Source organism: Cellulomonas sp. NPDC055163 (assembly GCF_053607065.1).
The window spans coordinates 858,865-874,080 of sequence record NZ_JBSGSU010000001.1; the positions used below are offsets into that span (position 1 = coordinate 858,865).

Below are 15,216 nucleotides of genomic sequence, written 5' to 3' on the forward strand. Positions count from 1 at the left end.
CGCACGCACCCGAGAGGAGAACCCATGACCGTCCCGATCCTGGTGGCGTTCGCCGTCGACGACGTCCCGGCCGCCCACGAGATCGCCGCCGCAGCACAGGCGGCCGGCGTGACCGCGCTGCGGCTGCTCGACGGCGGCCTCGACCCGAGCGTCGTCGCGGGCAGCCTCGCCGGCCGGCACGGCGAGCTGGGTTACGTCGTCGACATCCCGACGAGCCGCAACGCCCCGTACAACACGGCCCGGCGCGTCCTCTCGCTGGACCGTGCCACCGCCGGCCGTACCGGCGTGGCGCTGCGCACGGGGGTGGGCGACGAGGTCAGCGACGGAGCCGTCGGTGCCGTGACCGACGCGTCGCCGGCCGAGCGGTGGACGGAGTACGCGCAGGTCCTCACCCGCCTCTGGGAGTCGTTCCCGCGTGACGCGCTGGTCGGGGACCAGGAGCGTGCGATCGTCCTCGACGCGTCCCGGGTCCACCGGATCGACCACGTCGGTCCGTCCTACCGGGTGGCCGGACCGCTCGACGGGCCGTCGTCGGTGCAGGGCCGGCCGGTCCTCGTCGCCGCCGACGTCGAGGTCACCGGGTGGGCGGCTGTGGCGGCGTCCGCCGACGTCGTCGTCGCGGGGAGCACGCAGGGTGCGGACGAGGCCCTCACCGCGGTGCTCGCGGCCGTCGGGCGTCGCCGCGACGAGGTCGCGCTGGTCGGCCGCGTCACCGTCGACGCGGTCGACGGGGTCCCGGCACGGCTCGCCGGCGAGGTGCGCGCGCGGGTCGCCGCCGACCGGCTCGACGGCGTCGAGCTCGTCCCGCTCGGCGGCTCGCCGGGTGCGCTCGCGGCCGTGCGCCGGCTCGTGCCCCTGCTGGCCGGGCCCGGTGCACCGACCACGCTCCGCGCCGGGCTGCGCCTGCCCGAGCTCGCGGGGGTGCCCCGGTGACCGCCGTCGCGACGCAACCGCTCACCGTCGAGGGGATCCGCGCGGCCGTCGCCCCGGTCCTGGCGCGCCTCGCCGAGACCGCAGCCGCCCGCGAGCGCACGCGTGACTACGCCTTCGCCGACGTCCGCGAGCTCGCGGAGGCGGGGATCGTCCGGACGGGGCTCGCGGTCCAGGACAGCGGTGCGGGCGGGACGGTGCGGGACGTCGTCGAGATGGTCGTGGACGTGGCGCGCGCCGACTCCAGCGTCGCGCAGGCGCTGCGCAGCAGCTTCCTCACCGCGTACCAGGTCGCGAGCCGTCCGGACCTGCCGAACCGCGCGGCGCTCGTCGAGCGGCTGCGGCGCGGGGACCTCTTCGCGGGCACGAGCAACGAGCGGGCCGGTGGCGCGGGCGGGCAGGTCACCACGACGGCGCGCCGCGACGGCGACGGCTGGGTCGTCGACGGAGAGAAGTACTACTCGACCGGCGGCCTGTACGCGTCGTGGTTCTCCGCCCAGGCGGTCACGGAGGACGGCACCGTGGTGCGGTTCACCGTCCCCGTCGATCGCGAGGGCGTCGAGCTGCTCGACGACTTCGACGCCGTCGGTCAGCGCCTGACCGCGAGCGGCACCACCCGGCTGAGGGGAGTGCGGGTGCACGCCGACGAGGCGACCGTCGCGGGCGAGGTCGTGCTCGACAACCCGTGGACGGGCGCCTGGGCGCAGCTGTACCTCGCCGCGGTCGAGGCCGGGGTCGCGGCGCGGGCGCTCGACGACGCGGTCTGGTTCGTGCGCGAGCGTGCCCGGCCGATCAAGCACAGCTCGGCGGCGAGCAGCGTCGACGACCCCTACGTGCGCGAGACCGTCGGGCAGATCGCGGCCCGCGCCCAGGCGGCGCGAGCCGTCGTCGTCCTCGCGGGCGAGACGCTCGACGGGCTGCGCGGCCTGACCGGTGCGGAGGCCCGCCGGGCCGGAGCAGCCGCCGCGGTGCACGTGGCGCAGGCCGGGGTCGTCGCGATCGAGTCCGCGCTCAAGGCCGCCGAGCTGCTGTTCGACGTGGGCGGCGCGTCCGTCACCGACCGTGCGCTCGGCCTCGACCGGCACTGGCGCAACGCACGAACGGCCGCCAACCACAACCCGCGGCAGTGGAAGCAGGCCGTCGCGGGCGCCTACCACCTCGCGGGCACCGAGCCCCCGACCACGGGCCTGTTCTGACCCGCACGATCCGCCCCGCACGACGACGAGAGGTTCAGCATGACCATCGAGGTCACCCGTGTCCTCGGACGCACCGGCGTCCGGATCACGCCGCTCACGCTCGGCACGATGAACTTCGGGCGGTGGCAGGAGGAGGACGAGAGCGTCCGGATCATCCGCTCCGCGCTCGACGCCGGCATCACGTCGATCGACACCGCCGACGTCTACGGCCACGGCAGGTCCGAGGAGATCGTCGGGAAGGCGCTCGCGGGCGGTCGACGCGACGACGTGTTCCTCGCGACGAAGTTCCAGGGTCAGGTGGGGAGCAACCCCCAGCACGCCGGGAGCTCGCGCCGCTGGATCGTGCGGGCGGTCGAGGACAGCCTGCGCCGGCTCGGGACGGATCACCTGGACCTCTACCAGGCCCACCGCCCGGACCCGCACACCGACCTGCTCGAGACCCTGCGGGCGCTCGACGACCTGGTCCGGCAGGGCAAGATCCGCTACTACGGCACGTCGGTGTTCCCGGCCCACCAGCTCGTCGAGGCGCAGTGGCTCGCGGAGCGGCACGCCCTGGTCGCGCCGCACACCGAGCAGGTGCCGTACTCGTTGCTCGTGCGCGGCGTCGAGCGCGAGGTGCTGCCCGTCGCACAGCGGTACGGCCTCGGGGTCCTCAGCTACGGCCCGCTCGCGGCCGGCTGGCTCTCGGGCCGGTACCGGGTCGGTGGCGAGCAGCCGGAGTCGGCGCGCGCGGACCTGATCCCCGGCCGGTTCGACGTCTCGCTCGATCGCAACCAGCGCAAGCTCCGGGCGGCGGACGCCCTCGCGCAGCTCGCCGAGGACAACGGCCTGCCGCTCGTCGAGCTCGCGCTCGCGTTCACGCTGAACCACCCGGCGATCACGAGCGCGATCATCGGCCCACGGACGCAGGAGCACCTCGAGGCCTACCTCAAGGCCACCACCGTGACGTTGACCGACGACGTCCTCGACCGGGTCGACGAGATCGTGGACCCCGGGACCCAGTTCCAGGAGCGCGACACGGGCCGTGACACCCCGTCGCTCCGACCGGCCGCGCTGCGTCGCCGACCGGCGCAGGACCCCGCCCCCCGCCAGCCCAGCACGCACTGAGAGGTCACCACCGTGAGCTACGGAACCTTCGAGACGACCTACGCGGCCGCCGACGACCGGTACGCGACGATCCCCTACCGCCGGACCGGGCGCTCGGGCCTCGACCTGCCCGCCGTGTCCTTCGGCCTGTGGCAGAAGTTCGGCGCCGACTACGCGTTCGCGACGCAGCGGGAGATCATCCTGCACGCGTTCGACCTGGGGATCACGCACTTCGACAACGCCGACCGCTACGGCCCTCCGCACCGCGCGGCGCAGCTGAACTTCGGCCGCGTGCTGGCCAAGGACCTCGCGCCGTACCGCGACGAGATCGTGCTGTCCACGAAGGCCGGCAACCCGATCGGCCCGAGCCCGTACCTGAGCGGCGGCTCGCGCAAGGCGATCCTCAACTCCCTCGACCACAGCCTGCGCGACCTCGGCACGGACTACGTCGATGTCTTCTACCACCACAGCCCCGACCTCTCGACGCCCCTCGAGGAGTCCGTCGGCGCGCTGGTCAGCGCCGTCGAGCAGGGCAAGGCCCTGTACGTCGGGATCTCGAACTACCTGCCCGACCGGTCTCGCGAGGCCGCGGCGCTCCTGCGCGAGGCGGGTGTCCCGCTGCTGATCCACCAGGCGCGGTACTCGATCTACGACCGCCGGGTCGAGCAGAACGGGCTCCTCGAGGCCGCCACCCAGGACGGCTTCGGCGTCATCGTGTACTCGCCGCTCGCGCAGGGGCTGCTCACCGACAAGTACCTCGAGACGATCCCCGACGGCGCCCGCGCCGAGAACAGCACCTTCCTGTCGCCCGACGTGATCGACGAGACCTACCGCCGGCGCACCGCGGCGCTCAACAAGGTCGCGGAGAGCCGGGGCCAGTCGCTCGCGCAGCTGGCCCTCCAGTGGGTCCTGCGGCGCCCCGAGGTCACGTCGGCGCTCATCGGCGCGAGCTCGACGGCGCAGCTCGACCACAACCTCCAGGCCCTGTCCTTCCCGCCGCTGACCGACGAGGAGCTCGCGCTCGTCGACGAGCACGGTGTGCACGGCACCGGCCTGAACCTGTGACCGGACGACCGTGAGCGAGCGGCGGCTGCGCCTCGGCTTCCTCCTGCACCTCGACCGGGACGTGCCGCCCGCGCAGGCGTACCGGGAGGCGGTCGAGCTGTTCCAGGCCGCCGAGGAGCTCGGCTACGACTCGGGCTGGGTCATCCAGCGGCACTTCCGGCAGGGCAAGGAGCACGTCTCGGCCCCGCTCGTGGTGCTCGCGGCGATCGCCGAGCACACCTCGCACATCCGGCTCGGCACGGGGGTCCTGGTGCTGCCGCTCGAGGACCCGCTGCGGGTCGCCGAGGACGCCGCGACGCTCGACGCGCTCAGCGGAGGACGGCTCGAGCTGGGCGTCGGCTCCGGTCCCTTCCCGGGCGCGTGGGAGGCGTTCGGGAAGGACCTCGTGCACCGGCACGAGGAGTACCGGGCTGCGGTCGACCGGCTGCACCAGGTGTTCGACGGGGCGGCGCTCAACCGGCTCGGGGAGGTGCTGCACCCGCCGGCACCGGACCTGCGGCGGCGGCTGTGGCAGGCCACGACGAGCGACCCCGACCGGGCGCTCGCCGCCGCGGCTGCCGCCGGCCGGGCCGGGGATGGTCTCCAGCTCTCGCGCGCGACCGCGTGGCGGGGCGGGACCGTCCTCGACGCCCAGCACGCCCAGGCGCGGACGGTCTCCGCGTACCGGTCGGCGTTCGCGGCGACGTGGGCCGGGACGGACCGGGAGCCCCGCGTCCTGGTGTCCCGGGCCGTGTACCCGCACCCCGACGCCCGCGAGGCGGTCCGGCTCGTGACGCCCGGGGTGCGGCGGTGGCAGAGCTGGAGCACCGGCGGCGGCGCGGCGCAGGGCGTCGAGGAGTACCTCGCCGACGACCACGCGCTGCTCGGGCCGCCGGACGCGCTCGCCGCCGAGCTGGCCGCCGACCCCGCGCTCGCGGACGTCACCGACCTGCTGGTGAGCTTCGTGCCCGGCGTCCCCGACCACGACGAGCACCTGCGCCTGCTCCGCTCGGCCGCGCACGACGTCGCCGGCCGGCTCGGCTGGTGGCCCGCCCGACCCGCCGTCCCCGCCCACTGACCCCGGAGGACACCGATGCCCACGCTCCACCTCGTCGCGTCGCTCATGACGCCGGGCCACTTCCGCACCGCGTGGCGGCTGCCGCACGCCGACCCGGGGGCCAACCTCGACGTCGAGCACTACACACGACTCGCGCGGATCGCGGACGAGGTCGGCCTCGACGCGATCTTCCTCGGGGACGGCCCGGCGCTCGGCGCCGACATCGCCTCGACGCCGTCCGGGGGGATCGACCCGCTCGTGCTCCTCGGCCACCTCCTCGCGGTGACGCAGCGCGTCGGCGGGGTCGTCACGAGCTCGTCGACGTACAACGCCCCCTACAACCTGGCGCGGCGGTTCCAGGCGCTCGACATCGTGACGAGGGGTCGCGCGGCGGTGAATGTCGTCACCACGTTCGCGCCGGCCGCGGCCGCGAACTTCGGGCTCGCCGAACCGCTCGACAAGAAGACCCGGTACCGGCGCGCCCACGAGTTCCTCGACGTCGTCACGCGGCTCTGGGACGGCTGGGAACCCGGCGCGGTCGTGGCCGACCGGGCGACGGGCGTCTACGCGGACGTGTCGCGGATCCACCCCGCCGACCACCGGGGCGAGTTCTTCTCGGTCGCCGGGCCGCTGCCCGTCCCGCCCGGGCCGCAGGGCCGGCCCGTCGTGGTGCAGGCCGGCGGGTCGGACGGCGGGCTGGCGCTCGGTGCGCGGTTCGCCGACGTGGTGTTCGCGGTGGCTCAGACCCGGGCCCGTGCGGTCGCGCTCCGGGACGACGTCCGTGCGCGAGCCGCCGCGGCCGGACGCGACCCGGACCAGGTCAAGGTGTCGCTCGGGGTCGTGGTGCTCGTCGGGGAGACGGAGCAGGACGCACGGGACCGGCTCGACGAGCTCGTGGCCACGCTCCCGGTCGACGACCTCGCGCGCGGCGTGCTGTCCGCCCTGGGCCTGCCCGGGCGGGACCTCGACGAGCCGATCGGTCTCGAGGACCTGCCGGAGGTCCCGGTGGGCGAGTCCGGGTCGGTCGGTTTCCAGCTCAGCACGCGCGCCCTCCTCGCGGAGCGTCCGCTCTCCGCGCGGGGACTGGTCCGGCACACGGCCGGCGGACCTGCGGGCGGGCACCGCCTCGTCGTCGGCTCTCCCGAGCAGGTCGCCGACGACCTCCAGGCCTGGTGGGCGGCGGGCGCGGCCGACGGCTTCACCGTGATGTACGCGGACACCGCCGTCGACTTCGAGCGCTTCGCTCGGCTGGTGGTCCCGATCCTCGTCGAGCGGGGCCTCTTCGCCGCGGCCGAGGCGGGGGTCACGCTGCGCGAACGGCTCGGTGTGGCGGGAGCGCGGGGTGTGCCGAGCGCGGTGGCGCGGGAGCGGGTCGGGCGCTGATCTCGGCGGCGGCGGCCCGCGGGTCGAGGCAGCCCGCGCCGGAGGGTGCCGTCCGTGCCGCGCCCCCGGTCGCGGGCTGGGCGGTGGCGGGGCGGGGCCCGGTCAGGACACCGGCGTCCCGCTCGGGCCGATCGGGAGCGGCTGCCCGTCGCGGAGGATCTGGCCGGCGGTGGTCTTCGCCTCGATGACCTCGACGTTCCAGAGATCCGCGAGCGTCGCGCCGTCGTCGCCCGTGTAGCCCGCGTCCCAGAAAGCCTCCAGCTGCAGCCCCTGGACGGTGTCGGGATCGGTGAGGTCGAGCGACGAGCCCGGCGCGACCGGCACGGGCCGGCCGTCGAGCAGCAGCTGCCCCGCCCGGCCCTTCGCCTCGAGGAGCTCGACCTGCCACAGCTCGGCGAGCGCGGCCGCGTCCTCCATGACGTAGCCCGCAGCCCAGAAGGCGTCGGACCGTTCCTGCGTGTACCCGTCGGCGCCGGGGAGGGCGTCCGCCGCCGCGGGCTCGTCCGTCGCCAGGACCGCGTCGTCCACCTGCGCCTGGGGTGCGGTGTCGCCGGCCGTGACCTCGCCGGCCGGCCGGTCGGCGCTCGCGAGCGTCGAGGCGAACCCCGCGGCCCCGACCGTCAGGGTCAACGCGACGGCCCCGAGGGCGGCGGCGCGGCGGGGGGTGCCGGTGGTGCTCGTGCGCGGCGTCATCGGTCCTCCGAGAGCTCGTGGTGTCGGGGCCCGCGACCGTGTCCGGGGCCGGACGTGGAGTGCCGCGGGCTGCTGTGCGCCGACGTCAGGCGGTCGGCCGAGCGCTCGTCACCCTAGACCGCGCGCGGTGCCGACATGCGGGCAGCGCGTCCCCGACCCGGTGCGGCCCTGCCGGCGGGCTCCTGGCGTCCGAGGCGGGAGGGCGGTCGCCGCCGGGGCGTGCGGGGCCCGGGCGGCGGCCGTGACCAGCGTCACTTGAACACGTTCAAGTCCGGCGGTAGCGTGGCTCGTGTTGAACACGTTCAACTCGCCGAGGACCACTCGGCCGACGTCCCCGCCCAGGAGCGATCCGATGAACCCGACCGTCGTCACCTACCTCGTCTACATCGCGGTCAGCGTCGCGCTGACGGTCTGGGTCGCCCGGACCCTCACGCGGAACGGCGAGGTCTTCCTCGTCGACGTCTTCCACGGCGAGGAGAAGGTCGCCGCCGCGACCAACCGGCTCCTGGTCGTCGGGTTCTACCTCGTGAACCTCGGGTTCGTCTCGCTCATGCTCCGGGCGGGCGAGCCCGTCACCTCCGCCCAGCACGTCATCGAGGCCCTGGCCTCCAAGCTCGGCGCGGTGACCCTCCTGCTCGGCGCGCTCCACCTCGGCAACGTCTTCGTGCTGAGCCGCGTCCGCCGGCACCGCGTCGCCCCCGCGCAGCCGCACGGCCCCTACGTCCCGTCCGGGCAGCACGACCTGCCCGTCTACGGGCACCCGTACGCGCCGCGGGCCTGACGTCGCCGGCGCACCGGGCCGCCGGCGGCCACCGCCGGCGCCGGCCACCGCCGTCGCGGGCCCCGTGCGCACAGATATCGTGTCGCGGAGGTTCGAGTCACCCAGGTGACGTCGGTGCAGGCCCGAGGGGATGAGCTGAGAGCGTGAGCGTCGCACCGACCGACCCCCCGAGCGCCGCCCCGTCGCGGCGCGGCGAGGAGACCCGGGGCCGCATCGTCGAGGCCGCGCTGACCCTGTTCCAGGAGTGCGGCTACGAAAAGACCACGATGCGCGCCGTCGCGACCGAGGCGGGCGTCAGCCTCGGGAACGCGTACTACTACTTCGCCTCGAAGGAGCACCTGGTCCAGGGCTTCTACGACCGGCTCCAGGACGAGCACCGCGACCTGGCCCTCGCGCGCCTGACGGGCGTCCCGGACTTCCCCTCGAGGCTGAGGACCGCCGAGGAGGCGTTCCTCGAGGCGGCCGCGCCGTACCACCAGTTCGCCGGCCAGTTCTTCGCCGTCGCCGCCCAGCCCACGAGCCCGCTCAACCCGTTCAGCGCGGAGAGCAGCCAGCCGCGGCAGGCCTCCACCGCGATCTACCGGGCTGTCGTCGAGGGCAGCGAGATCAAGGCCGACGAGCGCCTGCTCGCCGAGCTGCCCGAGCTGCTCTGGCTGGCGCACATGGGCGTGACCCTCTTCTGGGTGCACGACACCAGCCGCGGGCAGCGCAGGACCCGGCAGCTGGTGCAGCGGACCACCCCGCTGGTCGACCGGCTCGTGCGCCTCTCGCGCCTGCGGCCGCTGCGCCCGGCGGTGCACGACGTGCTGGCGCTCGTGCACGACCTGCGCGACCCCGCCGCCGACGACGAGCCGGAGCCCGAGGCGGCGCGTCCCTGAGAGCAGGTTCCGTGAGCCGGCGCTGCCACGGTCGCAGGCCCCGCCCCTCGTCGACCGGCGGGTGCCGGACGCCCGTGACTCGGACGACACGCACGACGTGCCGGCGCCGGGCGACGCTGCACCTCGGCCGGACCGGGGAACACCGCTGACCGGGTGACGGATCGGGTGAGGAACGACCGCTCCGGACGTCCCCGTTACCTGATCGCGACGCGTGTTACCTGACCGGGATGCTCGCGTGACCGTGCCGTGCTGGCTGCCCGCCGGACGGACCGCCACGCTTCAGACCTCGGACAACGGAGGCAGCCCATGCGCGGTCGGATCTTTCTCGGTGCTCGTCCCTCGACGACGCGGCTCGCTCGCGCGTCCCGTCGCACCCGCACGCCGACGCGCCTCGTCTCGGCTGCGGTGGTGCTGGCCGTGGTGGGCGCGCTCGCGGCCTGCAGCGCGGACGGCGCGAGCGACGCCTACGGGCCGGAGCTCGGCTACGACGGCTCGGTCGCGCCCGACGAGGCTCGCCCGGCCCCGGCGGACGGGCAGGAGGAGTACGACGACTCCCCGGAGCAGCCGTTCCAGGACGTGACGACGAGCCCGTTGTCGACCTTCGCCTCGGACGTCGACACCGCGTCGTACAGCAACCTGCGCCGCCAGCTGCGGCAGGGCGTCGCGCCGGAGGGCGTCCGCATCGAGGAGCTCGTGAACTACTTCGACTACGACTACCCGACCCCGGGGCCGGGCGCGGCCGACCCGTTCACCGTCACGACGCAGGTCGCGGACGCGCCGTGGGCGCCCGGGCACCAGCTCGCCATGATCGGCGTGCAGGCCACCGCCGCGACGCCGACCAGCCGGGGCAACAACGTCGTGTTCCTGCTCGACGTGTCCGGCTCGATGGACGAGCCCGACAAGCTCCCGCTGCTCGCCGACTCGTTTGCGCTCCTCGTCGAGCAGCTCGACGAGGACGACACCGTCTCGATCGTGACCTACGCCGGCAGCGAGCAGGTGCTCGCCGACTCCGTCCCCGGGGACCGGCGCGAGGAGCTCGTGCGGATCCTGCGCGACCTGGAGGCCGGTGGGTCCACCGGCGGTGCGCAGGGCCTCGCGACCGCGTACGAGCTGGCGACGAAGAACTTCGTCGAGGGCGGCAACAACCGGGTGGTGCTCGCGACCGACGGCGACTTCAACGTCGGCCCGTCGACGCCGGAGGAGCTGACCGAGCTCATCGAGGAGCACGCCCGGACCGGGGTCTACGTCTCGGTGCTCGGCTTCGGGATGGGCAACCTGAAGGACAGCACGATGGAGGCGATCGCCGACCACGGGAACGGCAACTACGCCTACATCGACACGCTCCAGGAGGCCCGCAAGGTCCTCGTGGACGAGTTCGACTCGACGATGTTCGTCGTCGCGCAGGACCTCAAGGTCCAGGTCGAGCTCAACCCCGCGACCGTCGCGCGGTACCGGCTCCTGGGCTACGACAACCGCCGGCTGGAGGACGAGGAGTTCGACAACGACACCAAGGACGCGGGGGACGTCGGCGCCGGTCACGCGGTGACGGCGTTCTACGAGATCGTCCCGGCCGACGGCGAGCCCGTCGACGACCTCGACTACCAGGACGTCGAGACCGGGCGCTCCGACGACTTCCTCACGGTGCACGTGCGCTACAAGCAGCCGGGCGCCGCGGAGAGCACCGAGGTCGTGTTCCCGGCCCGCGCGGACGCCTACACCGCCCGGCCCACGAGCGACTTCCGCTTCGCGTCCGCCGTCGTCGAGTTCGGACTCACGGTGGCCGGCTCGGAGCACGCCGCGGACGCCGACGCGCGCCGGGCCCGCGATCGGGCCGAGGCGGCGCTCGGGGAGGACGCCTACGGCCTGCGGTCGGAGTTCGTCGGCCTCATCGACACCTACCTGGAGGTCGCGGGCTGAGCGGGCGGTGACGCGCCGCTCCCGGTCGACGCGGGGAGCGTGCCCTGCCGTGCCGCACCGCACGCCGTCGCTCCGGTGACCGTCCCCGGTCACCGGAGCGACGTGCGTCGGGGAGCCTCAGGCGGGCGGGATGTTCTGGTTCAGCCGGAAGACGTTCTCCGGGTCCCACGCCGACTTCACCCGCGCGAGACGCGTCCAGGTCGCCTCCCCGTACGCCCGGTGCACGCCCGCGGTCCCCTCGGCGCCGAGCGCGTTGACGTACACGCCGACGCTCCACGGCTCGATCGTCGCGGCCAGCCGGCGGCACGTCGCCGAGTGCCGCTCGTCGTCCGCGGGGTCCTCCCACCGTGCGCCGACGCCGTACTCGAACCGCGCGTCGCGGTGCGCGAACGCCGTCGCCCCCGGGTCGACGTCCGCGATGGCGCCGCCGTACGCGACGAGGCTCGCCGTCCCCACGCCGGCCTCGGTGTGCGCGAGGAACGCCTCGAGCGCCGCGTCGGGCAGCTCCCGGACGTAGTGGCTCCGCGCGTACCGCCGGAAGCCGTGCGCGGCGCCGACGTCGTACCGCCGCTGCAGGTCGAGGTAGGGCAGGGCGGCGACGCGGCGGGCCCTGGGGGTGCCGAGGTCGTCGAGCTCGGCGACGAGCGGCTCCGCGTCGTCGGGTGCGCCGACCCAGACCAGCCCGAGCGTGAGCGGCCCGGCGGCCCGCACCTCCGCGTAGAGCGTCGCGCGCCGGGGGGCCTCGTGGGCCCGCGTCAGCCAGGTCCGGAGCGCGTCGAGCCCGCCCTCCGCGTCGAGGTCGACCTCGGCCGTGAGCGCCTGCGTCCCCGTGCCGTGCAGCGCGAGGTCGAAGCGCGTCACGACGCCGAAGTTGCCGCCGCCGCCGCGCAGCGCCCAGAACAGGTCCGGGTGCTCGTCGGGCGTCGCGCGGACCAGCTCGCCCTCCGCGGTCACCACCTCGTACCCGAGCGCGTTGTCGCAGGTGAGGCCGACCAGGCGCGCGAGCCAGCCGACGCCGCCCCCGAGCGCGAGCCCGCCGATGCCGGTGTGCGACACGATGCCCGCCGTCGTCGCGAGCCCGTGCGCCTGAGCCGCGGTGTCGAGCGACCCGAGCAGCGCACCGCCCTGGACCTGCGCCGTGCGGGCGCCCGGGTCGACCTCCGCACGATCCATCCGGGACAGGTCGATCATCAGCCCGCCCTCCGGCACGGCCCAGCCCGCGGCGCTGTGCCCGCCGCCGCGCACGCCGAGCGGGAGCCCGAGCTCGCGCGCGACCCGCACGGCAGCACGCACGTCGTCGTTGCCGGCGCACCGCACGACGTAGGCCGGGCGGCGGTCGACGGTCCCGTTCCAGACGGTGCGCGCGGCGTCGTACCCGGGTGAGCCGGGGACGAGGACGTCGCCCGCGAAGGTGGCGGGCAGGGCTTCGGCGGTGGTCATGGCACCACTGTGGCGAGGGCCGGCGGGGCTGCCAAGGCTCCGGGTGACCGTCCGCGCCGGTCCACGCGATCGGGCAACCGCGCGCCGGTCAGGGCTGCTGCGGCGCGGTCGTCGGCGCGTGGACCTGCAGGTCGCCGAAGCGGGAGAGCGTCGCGGGAAGGTCCAGCGGGCGACCGCGGAGCGTGGCGTCGAGGAACGCGGCGCAGGTCGCGGCGGTCGTCCGGACGCTGCGGGCGGGGCCCAGGGAGCCCGTGACCGAGGGCACGGGCGGCAGGTACAGCGGGGCGTCGGTGAAGGTCAGGTGGGCGCTCCCCGGGACGGTGAGCAGGTAGCCCGTTCCCGCGCCGCGCGCGAGCACGCTCGACAGGCGGGCGACGTAGGCGGCGTCGGCCTCGTCGCGGACCTCGTGGGCGAGGGCGAGCACCGGTTGCTGCGGCGGCCCCTGATCCGGGTCGAGACCGCCGTCCAGGTCGATGACCGCCGTGAAGCGCGGGTCCTGGGCGGCGGCGCGCACGGCGGCCGCCCCACCGACGGAGTGCCCGGCCGCCGCCGCCCGCCCGGTGTCGAGCAGCCCCTCGAACGGGCTCGCGATCTCGCCGCGGTCGAGCCGGCCGAGCTGCGTGAGGACGAAGCCGAGGTCCGCGGCCCGCACCGTCGTCCAGCCGATCCGCCGCCTCGCGTCCTCCTGCGGGTCGCCGCTCGACGCGATCTGCGTCCGGACGACCCGGCCGTCGGCGAGGACCACCGCGGCCGAGTCGTAGGGGTGGTCGATCCCCGCGACCACGTAGCCGCGGCTGGCGAGGTCCTCGGCCCACGCGGTGCTCTGCGTGCGCAGGCCACCGAGGCCGGGGGAGAACAGGACGACCGGGAGGCGCCCCGTCGCCGGCGGCGCGTCGACGACCGCGTGGCTGCGTGCGCGCGGTGGGCCGTCCAGCACGAGCGCCGGGACGCCCAGGTAGTCGGCAGCGGCCGCCGCGACGGTCGTGGCCTCGTGCGGCGTGCGGCCCAGGTACTGCGCTCGCGGCGCCCCCGGGGTGCTCGGCTGCGCCGGGTACCAGAGCTGCACGACGACGGTCCGCCGGTCGCCGGCCTCCGGCGTCGCCGCCTCCTCGCGTGCCGGGTCGGTCCACTCCAGGACCGTCGTGCCGACCGCGGACTCCCCGGACGGGCGCGGGAACGTCGGGACGGGGAGCGCCCAGGCGGCGACCCCGCCCGCGGCGACCAGGCCGACGCACACCAGCGAGCCGACGACCGCCGGCCACCGGCGACCGCGCGGGCCGGGCGCGCCGCCGCGCTGCCGGCGCCGCAGCCACACCACCGCGGCCCGGAGGACGACGAGCAGGTCGGCCGCGAGCACCGGCAGGAGCGCCCAGCGCAGGCCGGACGTGGACAGGAAGCCGACCAGGCCGGCGACCACCATGCCGGCGGAGGCGACCGTGACCGTGGCGGCGGCTCGGCGGCGGGCGGCGAGCCGCCGCGTGCGGCTCAGCACGAGCGCCAGCGAGCCCGCCACGACCAGGAGCTCCGCGAGGGGCAGGCCAGCGAGGGTTCCGGTCACCGCAGGATCGTCGCCGACGGCCCCTGAGAGCGCGCTGAGCGCGCCGTCGCGCCCCTGTCCCGGGGTGACCCGTGCCTGGCCGACCGTCCTCAGCCGAAGAACACCCGGAGGTCCGCGACCACGTCCCCGGGCACCTCCAGCGCCGCGTAGTGACCGCCGCGCGGCAGCTCCGACCAGTGCTCGATCCGGGCGTTGTCACGCTCGGCCGGCTGCGGATCGTCTGGAAGTCGTCCTGGAAGACGGCGACGCCGAGGCGGCCGGTGCTCACGACCGGTTCGGCACCGGAGCGCTGCTCGGCGAAGTGGTACCGCGCCGCCGTGGCGTACGTGTTGGTGAACCAGTAGAGGCTCGCCTGGGCGAGCACCTGGTCCGCGGTCACGAGCGAGGTGCCGTTGCCGAAGCTCTCGAAGAGCTCGTGGTAGGCGAGCGTCGCGACGGGGGAGTCGGCGAGCCCGGCGCCGACGGTCTGCGGCCGTGACGCGTTCATCGCGTTGTAGCCGCCGACGGACTGGAACCACTGCGCGTGCGCGAGGGCGGCGAGCTCCTTCTCCCCGAAGCCGTCCATCTCGCCCGGTGCTCCGGACGGGAAGGAGAACAGCTGCAGCACGTGCGCACCGCGGAAGCCCTCGGGGTCGAGGACGGCGAGCTCCCGGCCGATCATCGCGCCGCCGTCGCTCCCGTGGATCCCGTACGAGTCGTACCCGAGCCCGCGCATGAGCGCGTCGTAGGTGCGGGCGACCCGTGCCATGGTCCAGCCGGCGCCGACCAGCGGCGTCGAGAACCCGGAGCCGGGCATCGAGGGGATCACCAGGTGGAAGGCGTCCTCGGGTCGCCCGCCGTGACGGACGGGGTCGACGAGCGGGTCGATCATGTCGAGGAAGTCGAGCACGGAGCCGGGGTAGGTGTGCGCGAGCAGCAGCGGCGTGGCGTCCGGGTGCGGCGAGCGGACGTGCAGGAGGTGCAGCGGCTGGCCGTCGACCTCGGTCGTGAACGCGGGGTAGCCGTTGAGGCGGTCCTCGACGGCCCGCCAGTCGAACGCCGCCCAGCGCTCGACCATGCGGCGCAGGTAGGACACGGGCGTGCCGTACTCCCAGGAGTCGGCCGGGGCGGCCGGGGCGAAGCGGGTGCGGGCGAGCCGGGCCCGCAGGTCGTCGAGGTCGGCCTGCGGGACCCCGACGCGGAAGGGGCGGAGGTCGAGCGGTGCGGCGGAGGTGGTGGAGGTCATGGCATCTCCCGAGGTCGTGAGCCCGTCG

At 75.2% G+C, this 15,216-nt stretch carries 12 protein-coding genes and 1 pseudogene; 9 read left to right on the forward strand and 4 right to left on the reverse strand.

Annotation, left to right across the window (positions count from 1 at the left end):
* Positions 1-24 precede the first annotated feature (24 nt).
* Genes ACWFNE_RS03610 through ACWFNE_RS03635 form a run of 6 tightly spaced genes read left to right on the forward strand, consistent with a single transcriptional unit; the run spans position 25 to position 6,696 of the window.
* The gene (locus ACWFNE_RS03610; RefSeq protein ID WP_452121087.1) at positions 25-933 is read left to right on the forward strand and encodes a hypothetical protein; all 909 of its coding nucleotides are present in this window, start codon (positions 25-27) and stop codon (positions 931-933) included.
* Positions 930-2,126 (forward strand): acyl-CoA dehydrogenase family protein, encoded by a 1,197-nt coding sequence (locus tag ACWFNE_RS03615; protein WP_452121088.1) that lies wholly within the window; start codon positions 930-932, stop codon positions 2,124-2,126. The genes ACWFNE_RS03610 and ACWFNE_RS03615 overlap by 4 nt, the downstream gene beginning before the upstream one ends.
* Before the next feature lie 39 nt (positions 2,127-2,165).
* Positions 2,166-3,233 (forward strand): aldo/keto reductase, encoded by a 1,068-nt coding sequence (locus tag ACWFNE_RS03620; RefSeq protein WP_452121089.1) that lies wholly within the window; start codon positions 2,166-2,168, stop codon positions 3,231-3,233.
* Positions 3,234-3,245: 12 nt separating this feature from the next.
* Positions 3,246-4,277 carry an aldo/keto reductase gene (locus tag ACWFNE_RS03625; RefSeq protein WP_452121090.1) on the forward strand — a complete coding sequence of 344 codons (1,032 nt, stop codon included), beginning with the start codon at positions 3,246-3,248 and terminating at the stop codon, positions 4,275-4,277.
* Positions 4,278-4,287: 10 nt separating this feature from the next.
* Positions 4,288-5,334 (forward strand): LLM class flavin-dependent oxidoreductase, encoded by a 1,047-nt coding sequence (locus tag ACWFNE_RS03630; protein ID WP_452121091.1) that lies wholly within the window; start codon positions 4,288-4,290, stop codon positions 5,332-5,334.
* Positions 5,335-5,349: 15 nt separating this feature from the next.
* Positions 5,350-6,696, forward strand: a complete 1,347-nt coding sequence (locus ACWFNE_RS03635; RefSeq protein ID WP_452121092.1) for an NtaA/DmoA family FMN-dependent monooxygenase — start codon at positions 5,350-5,352, stop codon at positions 6,694-6,696.
* 102 nt (positions 6,697-6,798) lie between these two features.
* Here the strand turns inward: ACWFNE_RS03635 and ACWFNE_RS03640 are convergent, their stop codons facing one another.
* Entirely contained in the window at positions 6,799-7,389 is a 591-nt protein-coding gene (locus ACWFNE_RS03640; protein WP_452121093.1) for a hypothetical protein, read from the reverse strand.
* Positions 7,390-7,741: 352 nt separating this feature from the next.
* On the opposite strand from ACWFNE_RS03640, the gene ACWFNE_RS03645 reads away from it, so the two are divergent.
* From ACWFNE_RS03645 to ACWFNE_RS03655, 3 genes are all read left to right on the forward strand, one after another.
* On the forward strand, positions 7,742-8,170 hold the full coding sequence (locus tag ACWFNE_RS03645) for a hypothetical protein (protein WP_452121094.1): 429 nt from the start codon (positions 7,742-7,744) through the stop codon (positions 8,168-8,170).
* A 143-nt stretch (positions 8,171-8,313) separates the two neighbouring features.
* Positions 8,314-9,048, forward strand: a complete 735-nt coding sequence (locus ACWFNE_RS03650; RefSeq protein ID WP_452121095.1) for a TetR family transcriptional regulator — start codon at positions 8,314-8,316, stop codon at positions 9,046-9,048.
* A 408-nt stretch (positions 9,049-9,456) separates the two neighbouring features.
* Positions 9,457-10,965, forward strand: a complete 1,509-nt coding sequence (locus ACWFNE_RS03655) for a vWA domain-containing protein (protein ID WP_452121096.1) — start codon at positions 9,457-9,459, stop codon at positions 10,963-10,965.
* Positions 10,966-11,082: 117 nt separating this feature from the next.
* On the opposite strand, the gene ACWFNE_RS03660 is transcribed toward ACWFNE_RS03655, so the two are convergent.
* The 3 genes and pseudogenes from ACWFNE_RS03660 to ACWFNE_RS03670 all read right to left on the reverse strand — a co-directional run.
* Positions 11,083-12,405 (reverse strand): FAD-binding oxidoreductase, encoded by a 1,323-nt coding sequence (locus tag ACWFNE_RS03660; RefSeq protein ID WP_452121097.1) that lies wholly within the window; start codon positions 12,403-12,405, stop codon positions 11,083-11,085.
* 88 nt (positions 12,406-12,493) lie between these two features.
* Complete coding sequence (locus ACWFNE_RS03665; RefSeq protein WP_452121098.1) at positions 12,494-13,963, reverse strand: alpha/beta hydrolase family protein; 1,470 nt, start codon at positions 13,961-13,963, stop codon at positions 12,494-12,496.
* A 664-nt stretch (positions 13,964-14,627) separates the two neighbouring features.
* Positions 14,628-15,188 (reverse strand): annotated as a pseudogene (locus tag ACWFNE_RS03670) (epoxide hydrolase family protein); the annotation flags it as partial.
* Positions 15,189-15,216: the final 28 nt, after the last annotated feature.

What these genes read in the sequence shown, in the direction of transcription:
- ACWFNE_RS03645 (WP_452121094.1), top strand. Translation starts at nt 7,742, where the DNA reads ATGAACCCGACCGTCGTCACCTACCTCGTCTACATCGCGGTCAGCGTC.
- ACWFNE_RS03635 (WP_452121092.1), top strand. Translation starts at nt 5,350, where the DNA reads ATGCCCACGCTCCACCTCGTCGCGTCGCTCATGACGCCGGGCCACTTC.
- ACWFNE_RS03620 (WP_452121089.1), top strand. Translation starts at nt 2,166, where the DNA reads ATGACCATCGAGGTCACCCGTGTCCTCGGACGCACCGGCGTCCGGATC.
- ACWFNE_RS03640 (WP_452121093.1), bottom strand. Translation starts at nt 7,389, where the DNA reads ATGACGCCGCGCACGAGCACCACCGGCACCCCCCGCCGCGCCGCCGCC.
- ACWFNE_RS03660 (WP_452121097.1), bottom strand. Translation starts at nt 12,405, where the DNA reads ATGACCACCGCCGAAGCCCTGCCCGCCACCTTCGCGGGCGACGTCCTC.
- ACWFNE_RS03610 (WP_452121087.1), top strand. Translation starts at nt 25, where the DNA reads ATGACCGTCCCGATCCTGGTGGCGTTCGCCGTCGACGACGTCCCGGCC.